The 17,863-nt window shown below is 61.7% G+C and carries 17 protein-coding genes and 1 pseudogene; 10 read left to right on the plus strand and 8 right to left on the minus strand.

The features are described 5' to 3' along the window. Window positions 1–13: 13 nt before the first annotated feature. Window positions 14–919, minus strand: a complete 906-nt coding sequence (locus BQ17_RS09980) for an amidohydrolase family protein (protein WP_256091539.1) — start codon at window positions 917–919, stop codon at window positions 14–16. A gap of 20 nt (window positions 920–939) precedes the next feature. Next, a complete protein-coding gene (locus tag BQ17_RS21765) occupies window positions 940–1,116 on the minus strand; it encodes a hypothetical protein (protein WP_176722377.1) in 177 nt (58 codons plus the stop codon). Window positions 1,117–1,413: 297 nt separating this feature from the next. Here BQ17_RS21765 and BQ17_RS09990 point away from each other — a divergent pair, with 297 nt between their 5' ends. Further along, window positions 1,414–1,695 (plus strand): cupin domain-containing protein, encoded by a 282-nt coding sequence (locus BQ17_RS09990; protein ID WP_089726665.1) that lies wholly within the window; start codon window positions 1,414–1,416, stop codon window positions 1,693–1,695. 221 nt (window positions 1,696–1,916) lie between these two features. Here the strand turns inward: BQ17_RS09990 and larB are convergent, their stop codons facing one another. Genes larB through larC form a run of 3 tightly spaced genes read right to left on the minus strand, consistent with a single transcriptional unit; the run spans window position 1,917 to window position 4,712 of the window. Continuing rightward, the gene (gene larB / locus BQ17_RS09995) at window positions 1,917–2,666 is read right to left on the minus strand and encodes a nickel pincer cofactor biosynthesis protein LarB (protein ID WP_089726667.1); all 750 of its coding nucleotides are present in this window, start codon (window positions 2,664–2,666) and stop codon (window positions 1,917–1,919) included. Then, window positions 2,663–3,550 (minus strand): ATP-dependent sacrificial sulfur transferase LarE, encoded by an 888-nt coding sequence (gene larE / locus BQ17_RS10000; RefSeq protein WP_089726669.1) that lies wholly within the window; start codon window positions 3,548–3,550, stop codon window positions 2,663–2,665. The genes larB and larE overlap by 4 nt, the downstream gene beginning before the upstream one ends. Beyond that, window positions 3,537–4,712: a nickel pincer cofactor biosynthesis protein LarC gene (gene larC, locus BQ17_RS10005; protein ID WP_089726671.1), complete on the minus strand. Its 1,176-nt coding sequence runs from the start codon at window positions 4,710–4,712 to the stop codon at window positions 3,537–3,539. The genes larE and larC overlap by 14 nt, the downstream gene beginning before the upstream one ends. A gap of 214 nt (window positions 4,713–4,926) precedes the next feature. Between larC and BQ17_RS10010 the strand changes: the two genes are divergently transcribed. The 4 genes from BQ17_RS10010 to BQ17_RS10025 all read left to right on the plus strand — a co-directional run bounded on the left by BQ17_RS10010 (window position 4,927) and on the right by BQ17_RS10025 (window position 8,974). Continuing rightward, the gene (locus BQ17_RS10010; protein ID WP_089726673.1) at window positions 4,927–5,511 is read left to right on the plus strand and encodes a Uma2 family endonuclease; all 585 of its coding nucleotides are present in this window, start codon (window positions 4,927–4,929) and stop codon (window positions 5,509–5,511) included. Between the two features lie 32 nt (window positions 5,512–5,543). Next, a complete protein-coding gene (locus BQ17_RS10015) occupies window positions 5,544–6,686 on the plus strand; it encodes an AAA family ATPase (protein ID WP_089726675.1) in 1,143 nt (380 codons plus the stop codon). After that, a complete protein-coding gene (locus BQ17_RS10020) occupies window positions 6,680–7,264 on the plus strand; it encodes a hypothetical protein (protein WP_089726677.1) in 585 nt (194 codons plus the stop codon). Before BQ17_RS10015 ends, BQ17_RS10020 begins: the two co-directional genes overlap by 7 nt. A gap of 237 nt (window positions 7,265–7,501) precedes the next feature. Further along, a complete protein-coding gene (locus tag BQ17_RS10025; protein ID WP_089726679.1) occupies window positions 7,502–8,974 on the plus strand; it encodes a 2Fe-2S iron-sulfur cluster-binding protein in 1,473 nt (490 codons plus the stop codon). 230 nt (window positions 8,975–9,204) lie between these two features. On the opposite strand, the pseudogene BQ17_RS10030 reads toward BQ17_RS10025, so the two are convergent. Next, window positions 9,205–9,837: pseudogene (locus BQ17_RS10030) on the minus strand (aldo/keto reductase); the annotation flags it as partial. Window positions 9,838–10,157: 320 nt separating this feature from the next. Here BQ17_RS10030 and djlA point away from each other — a divergent pair. From djlA to BQ17_RS10055, 5 genes are all read left to right on the plus strand, one after another. Then, window positions 10,158–10,979 carry a co-chaperone DjlA gene (djlA, locus tag BQ17_RS10035; RefSeq protein ID WP_089726683.1) on the plus strand — a complete coding sequence of 274 codons (822 nt, stop codon included), beginning with the start codon at window positions 10,158–10,160 and terminating at the stop codon, window positions 10,977–10,979. A 110-nt stretch (window positions 10,980–11,089) separates the two neighbouring features. After that, window positions 11,090–11,782 carry a ribulose-phosphate 3-epimerase gene (gene rpe, locus BQ17_RS10040; RefSeq protein WP_089726685.1) on the plus strand — a complete coding sequence of 231 codons (693 nt, stop codon included), beginning with the start codon at window positions 11,090–11,092 and terminating at the stop codon, window positions 11,780–11,782. A 70-nt stretch (window positions 11,783–11,852) separates the two neighbouring features. Then, window positions 11,853–12,527 (plus strand): phosphoglycolate phosphatase, encoded by a 675-nt coding sequence (locus BQ17_RS10045; RefSeq protein WP_176722378.1) that lies wholly within the window; start codon window positions 11,853–11,855, stop codon window positions 12,525–12,527. 125 nt (window positions 12,528–12,652) lie between these two features. After that, the gene (locus tag BQ17_RS10050) at window positions 12,653–13,096 is read left to right on the plus strand and encodes a CopD family protein (protein WP_089726687.1); all 444 of its coding nucleotides are present in this window, start codon (window positions 12,653–12,655) and stop codon (window positions 13,094–13,096) included. Between the two features lie 172 nt (window positions 13,097–13,268). Then, window positions 13,269–13,493: a DUF433 domain-containing protein gene (locus BQ17_RS10055; protein ID WP_089726689.1), complete on the plus strand. Its 225-nt coding sequence runs from the start codon at window positions 13,269–13,271 to the stop codon at window positions 13,491–13,493. 42 nt (window positions 13,494–13,535) lie between these two features. Here BQ17_RS10055 and BQ17_RS10060 read toward each other — a convergent pair whose 3' ends face one another. Further along, complete coding sequence (locus BQ17_RS10060; RefSeq protein ID WP_089726692.1) at window positions 13,536–16,586, minus strand: tetratricopeptide repeat protein; 3,051 nt, start codon at window positions 16,584–16,586, stop codon at window positions 13,536–13,538. After that, a complete protein-coding gene (locus tag BQ17_RS10065) occupies window positions 16,583–17,671 on the minus strand; it encodes a hypothetical protein (protein WP_089726695.1) in 1,089 nt (362 codons plus the stop codon). Before BQ17_RS10065 ends, BQ17_RS10060 begins: the two co-directional genes overlap by 4 nt. Window positions 17,672–17,863 lie beyond the last annotated feature (192 nt).

The following is a 17,863-nucleotide window of genomic DNA, read 5'->3' on the forward strand; positions in this document are numbered from 1 at the left end:
GTCTCGAGTAGCTTTAGCTTGACATCGGCTTCAGCCGACCCCCCATACCACCAACTTCCAGTTGGTGGTGGTTGATTATGAAGTAGACCGCCCCGCCGGGGCCTAGCCGTTCGGCCGCTTCCACTGGCGTGCGGCCCCACTCCGCGGCGATTTCGCTCAGCTCGCGTCCCGCTGCCTCCGGGTGCGACCTGGACCAGGTGACCAGAACCCGTTTCGAGACCTCGATCAGCTCCGGCAGCAGCACGGTGGAGGCGGCATCATAGGGATAGACGTCGAAACCGACGGCCTGTTGCCGGCGCGCTGCCTCGATGCGGTCCAGAACCTGATCGCTGGTGCCCCACACCTTGGGGCTGGCGCATTTGAGGTGGGAAATCACCACCGGCACCTGCGCCCGGCGCCCGGTCTTGAAGGTCTCCTCCAAAGACGCTAAGACCTGATCGCCTTCGTCGCGCATGTGGGTGGTGTAGATGCCCTCGAACGCTGGCAGTTCTTCGGCCAGCGCCGCCACCTCCGCGATCGGGGCGGGACGGCTTATGGGGTAATAGAGCCCGCTAGAAAGACCTGCGGCACCCGCTGCTAGGGCCGCGCGCAGCTGCTCCTTCATGCGCCGGATCTCGGCCTCCCGGGCGGGCCGGGTGGGATCGTCCATGGCACCGACCCGCAGCGTCGAGTGGCCCACCAGAGGTACCGCATTGATCGCCGGGGGCTTGCGCTCCACCTCCGCCAGATAAGTGGCGAAATCGGCAAAGCGGTACCATTCGGTCCCACCGAGCAGATCCAGGGGCGGTGGAGGCTGTTGAATTTGCAGAGGTGCCAGGCTAACGCCGCAGTTGCCCGTAATCACGGTGGTCACGCCCTGGCTGAGCTTGGGTGTCATCTCGCGGTTGGAGAGCAGCAAACGGTCATCATGAGTGTGCACGTCGACAAAGCCAGGCGCCACTACGCGACCGCGGGCATCGATTTCATGTTCAGCACGGCGCGGCCGGCCAGATCACCGACGGCTGCGATACGTTCGCCGCGGATCGCCACATCAGCCGTCCGGCGGGGTGCGCCAGTGCCGTCGATCAGGGTGCCGCCTCGGATTAGGATATCGTAGGGATCGTTGGATGCGTTCATGAGGACCTCGATGCTCGTTGAAGGACCTGAGCCGTAATCGTGTAATCGGCCAAACCAAGCGTCGAGGATGTCGTTGACCGGCTTGCAAAAAAACAATTGGTGTCCGTTCACAGAATATCGAATCGCGATTAGGTCCTGTTGATATCTAAATCCAACCGACTGTTTAAATGGTCGCAATACCCCAGCTTAGGCCGGAGGTCTCCAATCAGCCGCATGCCGATGCCGACTTGACAAACAGCGCGGGGAATCCCCACAGTTTCGGGACCCAATTGTTGTCCTACAGTCCGGGAGATACCCATGACGGAGTTCGAGATCCGGTGCGAACACAAGCCATCCCCTGTCAAGCTGGAGGTCCTCCAGGTGGACCACTGGCCGGTGTGGAAGAAAGAGATCAGCCGCTTCCCTTGGCATTATGACCAGACCGAGACCTGCTATGTCCTGCGCGGACGCTTCGTGGTGACGCCCGAGGGCGGTGAGCCGAGGGAATTCGGACGCGGGGACCTCATCAGCTTCCCGGCAGGACTCGCCTGTACCTGGGAGATCCTGGAGCCGGTGGAGAAGCATTACCGGCTGGATTGACCCACACTGTCTCACTAGTACAGCAGTACCGAAGTACCGATAACATGAAAAATTTTTTCCGCAAATGAACGCGAATCAACGCTAATTGGTCGCAATCGGCTCGCCATCAGCGACGGTTCCTGGTCCATTGACGTCGATTTGCGGCCATTTGCGTTGATTTGCGGACAAATTTTCCGGAAGATTCCGCCGGCTCGATGTTATCGGTATTCGAGATCACCTGCTCACGCCCGCAGGATCGATCCCGCGAGACAGGCGGCCCCGTAGCCGTTGTCGATGTTGACCACGCCCACGCCCCCGGCACAGCTGTTGAGCATGGTGAGCAGGGCGGCCAGGCCCCCGAAGCTGGCTCCGTAACCGACGCTGGTGGGGACGGCGATGACGGGACGGTTCACTAACCCGGCTACCACACTGGCCAGCGCCCCCTCCATACCCGCGATCACGATCAGCACCCGCGCCCGCCGCAGTACCGGCAGCTGGGACACCAACCGGTGTATGCCGGCCACCCCCACATCGTTGACACGCTCGAGGCGGGCCCCGAATAGGCAGGCGGTTTCATACGCCTCTTCCGCCACCGGCAGGTCGCCGGTACCGGCCGTGATGATCGCCAGGGTGCCTTCCAAGGCCTCCGGCGGCTCGCGCTGCAGCACAATGGTGCGGCCGAGGGCGTTGTAATGCAGGTTCGGATGCAGGTCGGAGACCGCCGCGAAGAGGTCGGCCTCGGCCCGGGTGGCCAGCACGTTGTGAGTGCGCTCACGGATCAGGTAACCTAGGATCTCGCGCACCTGCCCGTGAGTCTTGCCCTGACAGAGGACCACCTCCGGATAGCCCTGGCGCAGCTCTCGATGGTGGTCGATCTTGGCTATGCCCAGCTCACCGTAGGGCAGATCCTTGAGCAGATCCACCGCCTTCTTCACCGGAAGCTGGCCACGCCGCACCCCTTTCAGCAGCTCGACGAGACGGTTCTCGTTCAAGACACCCCGACCTCCACGCCGGATTGCGGGAGTTGGTCCATGCCCTCTCCCCCCGACCCCGAGGCAGCGTCCGCAGCGACGCGATCACAACCCGAGCCGAGCGGATCCATGCTGCCAAACCGATAGCCCAACAGGTCCAGCGTAACATGGTGGAAGCCAAGCCCCTGCAGGGTCCTGGCGATGCTCCCGGCCTCTTCGAGCAACCGTCGGCGCTGCTCCGGGGCCACCTCAATCCGCGCCAGGTCGGCATGCATGCGCACCCGGACGCAGACAAAGCCGCGGGTCCTGAGAAAACGCTCCGCCTCCTCCAGGCGATTGAGGTCCTCCATGGTGACGCGCTGACCGATCGGCAACCGGGTGAGCAGACAGGCATTGGTCGGTTTGTTCCAGGTGGACAGGCCCAGGGACTCCGACAGTCGATGCACGTCCGCCTTGGAGATCTTACACTCAAGCAGGGGGCTGTCGATCTCCAGCTCCCGCAGGGCGCGCATACCCGGACGGAAATCCCCCAGGTCGTCCAGATTGCTGCCTTCGAGCATCCGCCCGAACCCGGCATTCTGCGCCACCTCGAGCAGCTTACCGAACAGGGCCCGTTTGCAGATATAACAACGGTCCGGCGGATTGGCCTCCATACCCTCCGGCATGTCGAGTTCCACCAGCTCATGGCGCACCCCTAGCTGGGCGCCCAAGGCCAGCGCGTCGGTCACCTCTTGCCGCTCCATATAGGGGGTCACGGCCGTGAGGGCCAACACCCGTTCGCCCAGGGCCTCTTTGGCCGCCAGCAGCAGGAAGGTGCTGTCCGCCCCGCCGGAAAAGCCGACGGCCGCTGCCTTCATCCCCTGCAACCGATCGAGCAATCGCTTATAGATGTCATGTTCCATCATTCTCCTCCAGGAGTCGCTCCAGCTCGCGGTAGACCTCCCGCAACGGCAGGTCCCGCTCCAACGCGATGGACCGGCAGACCTCATACTCCGGCTTGGTCTGCCGGCTTCCGTCCGGCCGCACGGCCACCTTGACGGGCACCGGACCAAAGGGGGTAGCGAGGCTGCGCACGGTCCGCTCCAAGGCGGTTCGGGATACCGCGCCGCGGCGCACCCCCAGCGTGGTAGTCTCCGCGAACAGGAGCCTGGTTAGGATCGGTTCGTAGCAACCCTCGCACAAAACGCTTACCAGGATACCCGGTCGCCCCTTTTTCATCACCAGGGGTGCGATCCAGGCCTCCCGCGCACCCTTGGTCAGCAGTCGATCCAACAGGTGCGGATAGAATTCCGGGCTCATATCGTCGATGTTGCACTCCAGGAGCCGGAGCTCCTCGCGCCGCGCGGGGTCGGGAGCCGTGACCACCAGGCGCAGCACATTGGGCAGCGGCCCATCGCGGCGACCAATGCCATAGCCGACGCGCTGAGGAACCATATCCCCTTGGGCCTCGAAACGCTCGGCCGCGGTGGTCAGGATGGCGGCCCCGGTGGGCGTCGTGGCCTCGAAGGGCACGCCGCCGCGACGGGTGGGAACGCCTTGCAGCAGCTCCAAGGTCGCGGGGGCGGGCACCGGTAGGCGTCCATGGGCACAGTCCACGCAACCGGAGCCGAGCTCCACCACCGAGCCGATCACCGACGGCCAGCCCAGTTGCTCCAGACCGATGGCCGCGCCGACTACGTCCACCAGGGCGTCGATGGCCCCTACCTCATGAAAGTATACCGCCTCGACCGGAATACTGTGGACCTTGGCCTCCGCCGCCGCCAGCCGCTCGAACACCCGCAGGCTGAAGGCCTCCACCCGGCGGCCGAGCCCGGAGCGGCCGATCAGGTCCCGGACCGCCGCCGGCGAGCGCGTCGGGCTCGCGGTATCGGCAGTGACCACCACCTCTACCCGGGTGCCGGCGATGCCGCCGCGGCGATCCGGTGCGATGCGCAGCTCGAAACCCTCCACGGCAAGTCGGTCGAGCCCCTTACGCAGCACGGCCGCCTCGACCCCCAGGTCGAGCAGGGCCCCCAGGTTCATGTCCCCACTGATACCGGCAAAACAATCATAGTACAGGCTGGTCATGATGGTTGGCGCCGTGTGATTGATAACGATATTCTAACGGTTGATGATAATAGCGATCTAAAAAGTCAAAGATAACTGTTCAGGCCGCCCATAAGCCTAGGGGGCGTTCTCAATTAACAGATTTTCTCTCGTTCCCACGCGCCGCGTGGGAATGCGGAAGCTCCGCGCCGCGGAGTGTCTCGGAAACTCGTAGCCGCTGCTGCATGGGCCTGATATGCTTGATTTTCATGAGGATTCAGCTCAATTGAGAACACCCCCTAGCCTCTATGAGCAGCTCTACGCCCTACCGGAAGGCGTGCGTGGAGAGATCTTCAACGGGCGACTCTACACGCAGCCGCGGCCGACCGGTCCTCACGCTTTGGCCAGCTCGCGGCTTGGGACCGACATCGAAGGCCCTTACAGCCGTGGGCGGGGAGGCCCAGGTGGCTGGTGGATTATCGACGAGCCGGAGCTCCATTTCATTCGCGACCGTGAGGTGGCGGTTCCGGACCTGGCCGGGTGGCGGAAGATGCGTATGCCGCGGCTGCCTGAGGGGCATAGATTCGAAGTGGTCCCGGACTGGGTGTGCGAGGTCCTGTCGCCGTCTACCGAGGACATCGATCGCGGGGAGAAGATGCCCCTGTACGCAAGCTATGCGGTCGGCCACGCCTGGCTCGTGGACCCCGAGAGCCGTACCCTCGAGGCCTATGCCGCGACGCATGGGAGCTGGCGACTACTCGGAATCTTCCGGGGCGATGACCAGGTCCGGGTCGCCCCTTTCGACACCATCGTTATCCACCTGGCCGACCTCTGGGCCTGACCGTAACCCCGGATGATCGTGGGGATTCGGATATGACGATCCACAGGTTGAAGATTACCAACTACAAGAGCATCGATTCGCTGGAGCTCAAAGGGCTGACGCCTTTCTCGGTCTTCGCGGGGCCGAATGGTTCGGGCAAAAGCAACTTTTTCGATGCCTTGGAGTTTATCAGCCTGTTCATACGCAATGGTATCGAAGCGGCGCTACGGGCGCATGGGGGATTCGCAAATATCCATTCGGAAAAATACCCCGACGAGCATTCCGGAAAGTTCGGCTTCGAGATAGAGTGTGACCTGCCGGAAACGAGACAGACCGACGGGGAGAAGCTATCCCGATTCCATTATTCGCTCACTCTCCACGATTTCTATCAGGAGTCCCCGGAGATCGAAGAGCACATGAGCGGAAATGGCGCTTCATTTCTGACACGAAAAAAAGGCGATAATCTAGTCATTGGGGGTAAAGAAGTAGAGCCTTCTGTACGGTTTTCCAGTGCCTATTCGGCACTGCTGCTTTTACGCGGAACGCCACTTTTGGAATTGTTGCAAAACATGGGGCTGTACCGGATCGATCCGATCGGCGCGAAGGCGCCCGATCGATCGGATAGCGATCCCACAAAACTCGATAAAAAGGGGCACAATCTGGCCAGTGTTCTGGGTCGATTGGAACAGGATGAGCCGATACGCGAGCTCATCATGGACTGGATGGAGCTGGTCGTCCCTGGGGTGGAGGATATCCGCACGGAGCAGCAACCACTGGAGAGCAGGACTGCCCTGCTGTTCAAGGAACAGGGGACCGAACGACGTTTCCCTGCCCGCATGGTATCGGACGGGACCATCTATGCCCTGAGCCTGTTGGTGGCAGTGCTCGACCTTCCCTACTATGGGCTGACGCTGATCGAGGAGCCGGAGCGGGGGCTGCACCCGGCGGCGATTCGCGAGCTGATCGATCTGATACGAGAGCAGGCAACGCCCCGAAACCCCATCTGGTTGACCACCCACAGCGAATCGGTCGTCCGCGCACTCGGCCTGGAAGAGCTGATTCTGGTGGATAAGGTAGATGGAAGAACCCGGATGAAACGCGCCGATTCGGTGGGGCTGACCCAGGCCGATATTGCGCCACTGGGTCTGGACAAGATCTGGCTCTCCAACCTTCTGGATGGGGGTCTGCCATGGTGACCGTCGGTTTCGTGGTCGAGGGACCATCCGATGAGATGTTGGTGAACAGCAAGTCGTTCCAAGACTGGTTGCGGGAGGATTGTGGCTTGGTAGTATCGTCCACCGTAAATGCGGGCGGCAATGGCCAAATGTGTAGCTCCGAGATCACGGCGTTTGTCCGGAAGTTGAGGCGCACGGCGAGCCCGGATCGGGTGGTGGTATTGGCGGATTTGGACCCTGAGCTTTGCGCGCCTTGTATTACAAAGCGAAAAGAGCGCATCGGTCAGGAAAGCATCGATCTGATCCTGATCGCGAGAAAGGCGATGGAGTCCTGGTTCCTGGCGGACACGGAGGCGATGCGACGCTGGACGGGAGACCATGTCTTCCGTGAGCGCCGGCCGGAGGCACCGCCCGGAATGCCCTGGGATCGCTTGAAGGAGATCGGCCGTCATACAGGGCGTGGTCCGGGAGGAAAGATCAGGTTCGCGAGGAAATTCATACGCGATCATGGGTTCGATGTCAGGCGCGCGGCCGAGCATCCCGATTGTCCGAGTGCCCGCTATTTCGTCGAACGGCTTTGTGCTCTGGGAGCGGATTGAGCATAGGAAAAATGATCCGGTCGCTTCAATCGATCCGCGGATGACGCAAGATTAAAAACGAAACAATCTGTGAGAATCTGCGTAATCTGTGGACAAAAAAAGATAATCTAATCTTTTGCGACCGATTTGCGTCGATTCGCGTTCATTTGCGGACGAATCTTCCGTGAAAATCCTGCCAGCTCGATGTTATTCAGTCATTGAGAGCACCTGTACCAGACCGCACTCGGAGCATACCCAATGACCCAACTGCTCAGCCTCTCACGCGCCGCCCGTCTGGCCGGTGTCACCCGCTCCGAGCTGCAGAAGCGTATCCGGCGTGGCGAGCTCACGACCTTCGAGGGGGAAATCGCCGCCGCCGATCTGCTGCGGATCTATCCGGAAGTAAATCTGGAACACAGCGGCGACTTAGAGCGGGTGGAGCGCATCAAGGCCGATGCCTTGCCCAGGAGCCATCAGGGGGAGGGCATCCTGCCCAACGCCCAGGTACTGATCGCGCGGCTCAAGTCCCTGAGCCAGGTTTTGGTTCAAAAGGCCGCGGCTCTGGAGACGGCGGAGGCCATGCTCGCGGAGCTCGACGCACGGCTCGCCGCCATGGCCGAGTCCGCCGATCCGAACACGGCCGTCTGCACGCGGGAGATTCAGGCCTGGCTCGCCGCCGAGCGCCACCAACTCGCCCGCCGCTCCGCTGCCAACAGCCAAGCCCGGCTCTTCGCCAAGGACACCTTCCTGCGCATCATGGCAGCCAATGTCAAACTCGTCCCCAGCGGCCACGACTTCTTCGTCGAAGGCACCGAATCCATTCTCGACGCCTCGGTGCGGGCAGGTCTGAAGCTGGCCTATGGCTGCTCCAGCGGCAACTGCGGTGCCTGCAAGGCCCGGGTCGTCAGCGGCGAGGTCTACAAGACCCGCGAGCACGACTATGTGTTGAGCGGGCACGAGAAACAGCTGGACTATATCCTCACCTGCTCCAACACGGCCGTAACCGATCTGATGCTCGAGGCGGCGGAGGCCCTAACGGTGGACGACCTGCCGCAACAGGAGATCCGCGCCGGCGTGCGCAAGGTCGAGCGGCTCGGTGAAGACATGATCCAGCTTGAGCTCCAAACACCCCGTACCCAGACCCTGCGTTTCATGGCCGGCCAGCGGGCATACCTGACCCTGGAGGACGGCGCCGGCGCGGAGCTACCCATCGCCAGCTGCCCCTGCAACGGGCGCAACCTCCACTTTCTGGTGCGCCTGAGGCCCGGCCACCGTTTCTCGCAGACCCTTTTCCACGACCTGTGTCAGGGACAGACAGTCACCGTCACCGGCCCCAACGGCCGCTTCGTACTCGAAGAGGAATCCCCGGAGCCTGCCGTCTTTGTCGCCTTCGGCGATGGCATCGCCCCCATCAAGAGCCTGCTCGAACACGCCGTCTCCATCGATGTCATCGAGTCCTTCCACCTCTATTGGGCGGTATCCGGATTGGAGGGTCAATACCAGGCCCAGTGGTGTCGGGCCATGCGCGAGTCGCTGGACAACTTTGCCTACACCCCCCTGGTGGACGCCCGAACCGCGGACGTACTCGCCGTCGTCGCCTCGGACCGGCCCGAGCCGGATAGCTCACGCTATTATGTGGCAGGCCCCGCAGCCCAGGTCCGGCCCTTTGCCGACGGATTGACAGGACTTAGCGTCTCGCCGGACCGTCTCCTGGTTGAAGCCTTGGATTAGCAATCCTGAATTATTTGGCGTTGTTTGGTGGGGAAAAACCCCTCCTGCGTCGGGACAAGTTTGACGTGTTGCGTTCGACGCATAACGGCTCGTTGATCTCCTTCGGTGTCCGTGCCAGCGTCTTAAGGGGACCTTGAAATATTCAATTTTTCGGCGCGCTTTGTGAGGAGTAGTGGACTGACCGCAGCCTTGGAATCTAGCTGGCCGGGCGCTTGCTTTGCCCATCTTACTCAAGGACCCGGATTCGGATTGAAGGCGTGAATAACCTCGATCTTTTCGAGCACCTCCTCTGACAGCACAAGCCCCTCGCTGTCGAGGTCGGCTTCCAGTTGCTCCATCGTCGTGGCGCCGATGATGGTGGAGGTCACGAAGGGCTGACCGGTCACCCAGGCCAGGGCCATTTGGGCCGGATCCAAGCCATGCGTGCGGGCCAAGGCCACATATGCCGCGGTGGCGTGGGTCGCTCGCGGCCCGGAGTAGCGATCGAAGCGCTCGAATAACGTCAGGCGGGCGCTGACCGGGCGGGCACCATCGAGATACTTGCCTGACAATACACCAAAGGCCATGGGCGAGTAGGCCAGTAGCCCACACTGCTCGCGGGTCGCGATCTCGGCGAGGCCGATCTCGAAGGTGCGGTTGAGCAGGCTGTAAGGGTTCTGAATGCTCACCGGCCGCGGCAGCCCAAGCGTTGCGGCGAGCCGCAACATGCACATGGTCCCCCAGGGTGTCTCATTGGAGAGGCCGACGTAGCGGATCTTGCCCGCGGCTACCAGGTCACCGAGCACTTCGAGGGTCTCCGCCAGGGGAACACTGGGATCCGCGGCGGGATGCCGATAGCCGAGTTGGCCGAAGTAGTTGGTCTTGCATGACGCTTTCCCTTAATTCTACGAGTACCCATCGAGCGTGACCGGGCTTAATGATCGGCATCCGCCAATGGACCGGCCGAAAGGTCCCAGTTAACTACGAATCGTTGGAATTTGCGATATCCGCATCCGGAATCCACAAAGAGCCAATAATCTTTGACCTTTGCGGTTCAAAATCCCGATCCGCCGAGACAATATTCTCGGGGAGATTTACACATGTCCGCTCTAAGGCCCACGGCTGCACCCGTGGCCTTTCATCCCCACTGGGTTTACTCTTTACGGAACGAGCAATACTTCAAAGGTAACCAGGGGGTTGGTATATGGCATGGTGGGGCAAGCTGATCGGGGGCGCCTTTGGGTTCATGCTCGGTGGGCCCTTGGGCGCCCTCCTCGGGGGTGTGCTCGGCCATGGCCTCGATCGTGGGATGGGCCTGCTGGGGGACTCCGAGGAGCTGGACCCGGGGGCCCGCGAAAGGGTTCAGACTGCCTTCTTCACCGCTACCTTCTCGATCATGGGACACCTGGCCAAGACGGACGGTCGGGTCTCCGAGCGGGAGATCGCCCTGGCTGAATCGGTGATCGCCCGGATGGAGCTGTCGCCGGACATGCGCCGCGCGGCCATCGGACTCTTTATCGAGGGGAAGGCGGAGGGATTTCCCCTCAGCGACGTGCTGGCCCAATTCCGGCACGAGTGTCACCGCCGCCGCTCCCTGATGCGGATGTTCATCGAGATCCAGATCCAGGCCGCCTATGCGGACGGACGGCCCGGACCGCAGGAAGAGCGATTGCTCCTGTACATCTGCGAGTATCTGGGAATCCCGGAGTATGAGTTCCGACACCTGGAGCAACTGGTACGCCTGCAGCAAACATTCTCAGCGGGCACCCGGCGGGACCATGGGCATGTTCCGCAGCGGCCCGCCGCCGAGGGGCCGACCTTGGACCAGGCCTACGCAGTCCTCGGGGTCGCACCCAAGGCCACGGAGGTGGAGGTCAAACGCGCCTACCGGCGCCTGCTCAGCCAACACCACCCGGACAAGCTCGTTTCCAAAGGACTCCCGGAGGAGATGATGAAGCTCGCCGCCGAGAAGACCCATGAGATTCGACGGGCCTACGAGGCCATAACCCGTGCCAGGGCGTTTTGAGCCGGGCGTGAAAACGGGAGCGGTTTGGAGTAAATTAGAAAACCTTGATTTTTTGGTACCAGGCCCGTGACCATCACGGGAGCTACCGGCACCCACGAGGAGAGACATCCATGGCAGAAGATCTGATCGCACCGTCCATCCTGTCGGCGGACATGGCAAAGCTCGGCGAAGAGGTGGACAATGTCCTGGCCGCCGGCGCCGATATCATCCATTTCGACGTGATGGATAACCACTATGTGCCGAACCTGACCATCGGTCCCCTGGTCTGCAACGCGTTGCGCAAGCATGGGGTCACGGCCATTCTCGATGTCCACCTCATGGTCAAGCCGGTGGATCGCATCGTTCCGGATTTCGCCGCGGCGGGCGCCGACTACATCACCTTCCACCCGGAGGCCAGTGAGCACATCGACCGCACCCTCCAGCTTATCCGCGACCAGGGCTGCAAGTCGGGTCTGGTGTTCAATCCCGCCACGCCGCTGAGCCACCTCGACTATGTCATGGACAAGGTGGACATGGTGCTCTTGATGTCCGTCAACCCCGGCTTCGGCGGTCAGAGCTTCATCTCCTCTGCCCTGGACAAGCTGCGCCAGGCACGCAAGATGATCGACGCGTCGGGATTGGACATCCGCCTGGAGATCGACGGCGGCGTCAAGGTCGACAATATCGCCGAGGTCAAGGCGGCCGGCTGCGATACCTTTGTCTCCGGCTCAGGCATCTTCCATCAGGGCAACGACAGCGATCCCAATCGTTACGACAGCATCATCCGCCGGATGCGCGAGGAGATGGCCAAGGTCAGCCGGTGAGCTAAGCGGGTTCAGGTCTTTTCTGATTCGCAACCTTGAAGCGTGGGAACGAGAACTGAGGACCCTGAGTATGCATCGGCCCAAGATGATCCTCATCGACGTGGATGGCACCCTGGTGGACAGCGTGCCGGATCTGGCCTTCTGCGTCGATGCCATGATGGAACGGCTCGACCGCCCCCCCTACGGAGAAGCGGTGGTGCGCAACTGGGTCGGCAATGGCGTCGAGCGCCTGGTCCGCCGGGCGCTGATCGGCCAACTGGACGGTGAGCCGGATGAGGCCGATTTCCAGCACGCCCTCCCGATCTTTGTCGAGCTCTATCGCGAGAACACATCCGGGCGCTCGTATCTCTATCCAGGGATCCGCGCAGGACTCGATTACCTCCAAGACGCGGGATATCCCTTGGGCTGTGTTACCAACAAGGCGGCCCAGTTCACCGAGCCCCTGCTGCGGGATCTGGGTGTACGCGACTATTTCGACATCGTCATTAGCGGCGACACCCTGCCGCGCAAAAAGCCCGATCCCCTGCCCCTGCTGCATGCCGCAAAGCACTTCGGGGTCGCTCCCGACACCGCCCTCATGGTCGGGGATTCGGTCAGCGACGTGAAGGCGGCGCGGGCAGCGGGCTTTGCTATCGTCTGCATGAGCTATGGTTACAACCACGGCATCGACATCCGCACCGCCGACCCGGACGCCGTCATTGATTCCTTGACCGAGCTTAGGGGTTTGTTGGAGAAGGCGTCATAAGAGCGCCTTGAAAAATTCGGTAGTGTTCTAACTTTGTTTCTCAGGGTTCAAATAGCGATGTTAATCAACACCTTGTGTGCTCGGAAACAACAGAGTTATAACACTACCCCAACAGGTGAATAGAGATGTACGGATTACTATTGTTATTACATCTATTGGCAGCCACAATTTGGACGGGCGGTCATATTGTACTCTCGATAGTGGTTTTGCCGAGAGCTTTAAGAGAACGTTCGCCTGAGCAATTGCTGCAGTTTGAATCCGGATACGAAAAAATCGGCATGCCTGCTCTTATCATCCAAATAATTACCGGTTTGATATTGGCTTACCGAATGCTGCCGGATTTCGGTCAGTGGCTGAACTTCTCCAATCCAATAACCCATGTGCTGGCGATGAAGTTTATTTTACTGGTACTCACCATCGGCTTCGCAGTGGACGCAAAATTTCGAGTTATTCCCCATCTTTCCGATAAAAACCTGGTGACGATGGCATGGCATATTGTACCTGTCACGATATTTTCTGTATTATTCGTCGTTGCAGGTGTTTCATTTAGAACAGGGTGGGTATATTGAGTGCTGACAAGGCCGTTGTCAGGTCCCGTGTGATCATATACTAAGCTAATATCAATATTTCGGTTTTTCATTCAACCGATGACCTCGAAATTCGCCGTCAGTAATGAACTGCGGAGAAGCACGCTCTCTGCACTATCCTTCACCCCGTCACCGTTGGGAGGTCATCAGAACAATGCCTGTTGTATCCAACCCTAACATCATGATGGGAAAGCCCTCTATCAAGGGCACGCGTATCACCGTGGAATCAATCCTGGAACGGCTGGCAGCAGGCGAGTCCGAGGCGCAGCCCATGGAGGCAAATCCGCGCTTGAATACCGACGACATCCGTGATGCATTGCACTTTGCGGCGCGAGCGATACACGCCGATGTGTTGTATCCGATCAAGGCTCCGGATTGAGTCCGAATAGGTCGAATTGAGTATAGGAAAAGTAACGGCCTATTAGGCCGCCTGCTCCATCTCGATCTCGGCATCCATGATCGCCCGGTAGGCCGCCGCATCCGGCTCGCAAATCCCCGCCCTACCCTTGAGACAGTAAGCCGCCTCCAGCTTCCGGAACGCAGTGCGGGTGGTGAAATCCATGCGGACGACAGCCGCTTCAAGGCGGATTAGGAGGACATACACCTCGGCCTCGTCCCTGCGCGCCGCCGCCGCATGCAGTCGATAGACATTCAGCTGGGGGATATCCTCCGGCAGCTCCCGCAACCTCCGCTGAGCGGCCTCATGATTCCGCCGGCTTAGATCCATCAGCACCAGCCCGCGCCGGAAGGCCGCTTGCTGGGCCGGCGCATTCGCCGCCTCCAGACCGCGCTCGAAGGCATCTAGCGCATTGTCCCAACGCCCCAACTCCAGCAAGATCATGCCACGCAAATGGAGATCATACAGATCCTGAGCGGTCACGGGTTGCAAAGGATTCGGAAGCAGCTGCAGGGCCTCGGCATGGCGCCGCTGTTTACGGAGCACATTGGCCAAGCCGTGGCGGGCCACCGCATTGTTGGGCCAGCGTTGGATGTTGGCACGGTACTGCTGCTCGGCGGCGTCTAACTCGCCACGGGTCTTGAGTACCTCCGCCAGGCCGTTCGCCGCAACCTCGTCGTTGGGCCAGCATTCCATGTTGGCGCGGTACTGCTGCTCAGCGGCGTCTAACTCGCCACGGGCTTTGAGTACCTCCGCCAGACCGTTCGCCGCGACTTCGTTGTTGGGCCAGCGTTCCATGTTGGCGCGGTACTGCTGCTCGGCGGCGTCTAACTCACCACGGGCTTTGAGTACGTCCGCCAAGCCGCTTGCCGCGACCTCGTTGTTGGGCCAGCGTTCCATGTTGGCGCGGTACTGCTGCTCGGCGGCGTCTAACTCGCCACGGGTCTTGAGTACCTCCGCCAGGCCGCTCGCCGCGACTTCGTTGTTGGGCCAGCGTTCGATGTTGGCGCGGTACTGCTGCTCGGCGGCGTCTAACTCGCCACGGGTCTTGAGTACCTCTGCCAGGCCGCTCGCCGCGACCTCGTCGTTGGGCCAGCGTTGGATGTTGGCGCGGTACTGCTGCTCGGCGGCATCTAACTCGCCACGGGCTTTGAGTACGTCCGCCAGACCGCTCGCCGCAACCTCGTCGTTCGGCCAGCGTTCCATGTTGGCGCGGTACTGTCGCTCGGCGGCGTCTAACTCACCACGGGTCTTGAGCACCTCTGCCAGGCCGCTTGCCGCAACCTCGTCGTTGGGCCAGCGTTCCATGTTGGCGCGGTACTGTCGCCCGGCGGCGTCTAACTCACCACGGGCTTTGAGTACGTCCGCCAGGCCGTTCGCCGCAACCTCGTCGTTGGGCCAGCGTTGGATGTTGGCGCGGTACTGCTGCTCGGCGGCGTCTAACTCGCCACGGGCTTTGAGCACCTTTGCCAGGCCGTTCGCCACGACTTCGTTGTTGGGCCAGCGTTCCATGTTGGCGCGGTACTGCTGCTCGGCGGCATCCAACTCGCCACGGGCTTTGAGCACCTCTGCCAGGCCGCTCGCCGCGACTTCGTCGTTGGGCCAGCGTTGGATGTTGGCGCGGTACTGTCGCTCGGCGGCGTCTAACTCGCCACGGGCTTTGAGTACCTCCGCCAAGCCGCTTGCCGCCACGGGGTCCTGTTGGTTGCGTCGGCACGCCTCCCGCTGCAGCTGCTCCGCCCATTCCAACCAGCCGGCATCACGGGCCAACACAGCCGCCTTGCTCAGGGTCTTAGCGACATGGATAGCCGTATCCGGCAAACCCTGAGCGGTCTGATTTTCCACCAGCTCATCCAGATAACTGCGCGCCCGAGCCTCGTCACCACGCTGCAGGCACTGCTCCACGGCAGCCAGACCGCGGTTGACCGACTCCAGGGCGGCAAGACGATCGACCCCCTTGATCTTGCCCCTTGTCTGCTCTCGTTCCTTCCGCCAATCCTGGTCGTCATAAAGGGTCTCGACGGGGGGACGGGCTTCGGAAGTCGGCCAGAACACACGGCCAAGCTCGATGATTCGCTGGCCCACATCCTGAGGTGAACACCCACTGATTTGCGGCGGAGAGAAGACCAAACTATTCAACAATCGCCGACCGGCCTCCGGGTCGTCGCGGTTCAGGGCCTCGAGGATGGCGCTACGGGTGTCCTCGCCGAATGCCTCCCAGAGCTCAGCAAGTGCCGGCGGGAGCCGTGGCAGATCGGCCAGGGGACGCGGCTCCAGCGCGGGCCAGCGCTCCGCTGCCAGGTCGCGCAGGAGTTCCGGCCAGTCGGACCAAAAGGGTGCAACCAGCTCGACCCAGGTCGCAGGATCGAGTGGGATCGCGTCCGCCATGCGCCGCAGCGCCGTGCGTAGGATAGCTACCCCCTCGACACGCCCCACAACTGTGCCTTCCAGGAGACGCAGCGCTATATCCATCGTCTCCAGATCCAATGGCGGCCCCTGCTCGGATGGCCGCGGCAACCAGAGGATGCCCCGCCAGGCCTCCAGCAGCTCACTACGACGGGCGACATCCCAGGGGGAGTCGGCATCGGGCTGTTTCAACAGGGAGAGCCAGTGGTCTTGCAGCCGGGTATCCGTCTGCTGGTTGCACAGGGCGCGACGCAGCTGCCGGGCGCCGCGGCCAGAGCCGGCGGCGAGCAGGGACGGGGCGAACTCGCTGATATGGTAGGCGTACAGGGCCTCGAAGAGCTCGGTGTCCTTAGGCAGCCAGGACGCCAACAACAGGAGATTGTAGACAGAGGGCTCGTCCCCCGCCGCCTGCCCTTTCTGTTCCGCGAGCCGCTCCAGCCAGAGCCTGGCCGAATCGGCGCACAACCGACCGACGTGACGGGTCAAATCGGCGTCGTAGGGAGGGAGCTCCAAGGCTTGGATAATCTGCATAGCGGGCTCTTCGCCGCCGCCCAGGGCCGGTAGCTCCCGTCCCCGCAACAGCTGGCGCAAACGCTCCCCATCGCCTGCGCGGGCGATTTCCTGAAGGGTGCGCCTGATGTCGGCGAGTACGAGCTCTGCCAGGGTCATGCCCTGTTCCGGTGTCTCCGTATCCAGTCGCGCACCGGTGCCGTATCGATGCTTTCGTTTAAGCGGCGGCGGTGTAATTCCCGGCGCGACCGGAACCAATCGTTCGACTCATTTTCATTATTGACCTCGACAGGCGGTTGTGCAATCCGCCCCAGACGCCCGAGGCAAGTCTCCGCACAGACAGCGCCCTTGAGCGGCGCATGCACCAGCTCACGGATCAGGGGGCGTCCTGCGGCCAGCGGCATGGTGATCCCATAGCCATAGCCGGGAGGGGATGGAAAATGGAAGCCGTTATCCGCGGTCTCCAAGACGGTAGGCCGGTAGAGGGGACCTGCATCCCGAGGAGAATAACGCCAAGCCAACAACCAGTCGCCCGGCTTTAGGTGGCCCAATCCCAACCGGACCGCGGCCTCCGTCCAATCCTCCCCTTGGATATGCGCTTCTACCTCGTAGGCAAAGGCGGCCCACCAATGGGGCTCCGTGGGTCCGAGGGTATCGGAGATGAGACCGGCCAGGCGCCGGACCGACTCCTCGCCGGCGCTCCGGACGGAGGCGGCAATGCGATCCACCGTTGTGGCGTCGATTGTCGTGGGCAATGACCGGCCCATGCCGCTCTCGATCTCCAGCTCCAGGTCAGCGGCGTCATATCTACCTGACAAGGCCCGGCGCAGCAAGGTATTGAGCGAGGCCAGGTGCAGAAGGTCGTGATTGGGAGAAATCCGCTCGGCGGGAATCCGGTTACCCAGGTTGGCGTCGGTCAGATAGGCCGGCAGCTCGGATGACCCACTATCCGTACCGACGGGGCGACACAGAAACTGCTCAAAATAATTTCTCCGGGCCTGCCGGAACGACTCGCCGCCGGGATTGGTGATTTTCGGAAAGCCTCCGGGTGCGAGCAGGATGTCCTCGCGGGATGGGTCCACCCGGTGGTCCATACGCCAGTTGGCGGTGACTTGCGGTTCGCCGATGGCAGAACTGCGGTCGAGTTCGGACAGGGCGTCCAACCAGGGATGGTCGTTACGAGGTCGGTCAAAGAGATAGGAGAGCGCAACAACGCCATCGGTGCCGTCTACAGGTTTCTCCATAGCCCATCATCCCCCACAAGGTTCATGACCCACGCCCACTTCTACGCTCGCTACAATATATCCACGCGGATGAAGACACAAACCATATCGAAGCGAGGCCTAGAGCTTGCCAGGGTGCGGTTTAGTCGGCTGATCCAAGATGAGCCATGAGCAATACAGAGATCGAGACTTTCGACAGCGTTTGGGACGCGA

Origin of the sequence: Candidatus Thiosymbion oneisti (assembly GCF_900092655.1) — a bacterium.
In the GTDB taxonomy this organism is placed as follows: Bacteria; Pseudomonadota; Gammaproteobacteria; order Chromatiales; family Chromatiaceae; genus Thiosymbion; species Thiosymbion oneisti.

Excerpts from the sequence above, each read along its gene's own strand:
- BQ17_RS21765 (WP_176722377.1), bottom strand. The coding sequence starts at position 1,116 with ATGAACGCATCCAACGATCCCTACGATATCCTAATCCGAGGCGGCACC.
- BQ17_RS09990 (WP_089726665.1), top strand. The coding sequence starts at position 1,414 with ATGACGGAGTTCGAGATCCGGTGCGAACACAAGCCATCCCCTGTCAAG.
- larE (WP_089726669.1), bottom strand. The coding sequence starts at position 3,550 with ATGATGGAACATGACATCTATAAGCGATTGCTCGATCGGTTGCAGGGG.
- larC (WP_089726671.1), bottom strand. The coding sequence starts at position 4,712 with ATGACCAGCCTGTACTATGATTGTTTTGCCGGTATCAGTGGGGACATG.
- BQ17_RS10010 (WP_089726673.1), top strand. The coding sequence starts at position 4,927 with ATGCTTGATTTTCATGAGGATTCAGCTCAATTGAGAACACCCCCTAGC.
- BQ17_RS10015 (WP_089726675.1), top strand. The coding sequence starts at position 5,544 with ATGACGATCCACAGGTTGAAGATTACCAACTACAAGAGCATCGATTCG.
- BQ17_RS10020 (WP_089726677.1), top strand. The coding sequence starts at position 6,680 with ATGGTGACCGTCGGTTTCGTGGTCGAGGGACCATCCGATGAGATGTTG.
- BQ17_RS10025 (WP_089726679.1), top strand. The coding sequence starts at position 7,502 with ATGACCCAACTGCTCAGCCTCTCACGCGCCGCCCGTCTGGCCGGTGTC.
- djlA (WP_089726683.1), top strand. The coding sequence starts at position 10,158 with ATGGCATGGTGGGGCAAGCTGATCGGGGGCGCCTTTGGGTTCATGCTC.
- rpe (WP_089726685.1), top strand. The coding sequence starts at position 11,090 with ATGGCAGAAGATCTGATCGCACCGTCCATCCTGTCGGCGGACATGGCA.
- BQ17_RS10045 (WP_176722378.1), top strand. The coding sequence starts at position 11,853 with ATGCATCGGCCCAAGATGATCCTCATCGACGTGGATGGCACCCTGGTG.
- BQ17_RS10050 (WP_089726687.1), top strand. The coding sequence starts at position 12,653 with ATGTACGGATTACTATTGTTATTACATCTATTGGCAGCCACAATTTGG.
- BQ17_RS10055 (WP_089726689.1), top strand. The coding sequence starts at position 13,269 with ATGCCTGTTGTATCCAACCCTAACATCATGATGGGAAAGCCCTCTATC.
- BQ17_RS10060 (WP_089726692.1), bottom strand. The coding sequence starts at position 16,586 with ATGACCCTGGCAGAGCTCGTACTCGCCGACATCAGGCGCACCCTTCAG.
- BQ17_RS10065 (WP_089726695.1), bottom strand. The coding sequence starts at position 17,671 with ATGGAGAAACCTGTAGACGGCACCGATGGCGTTGTTGCGCTCTCCTAT.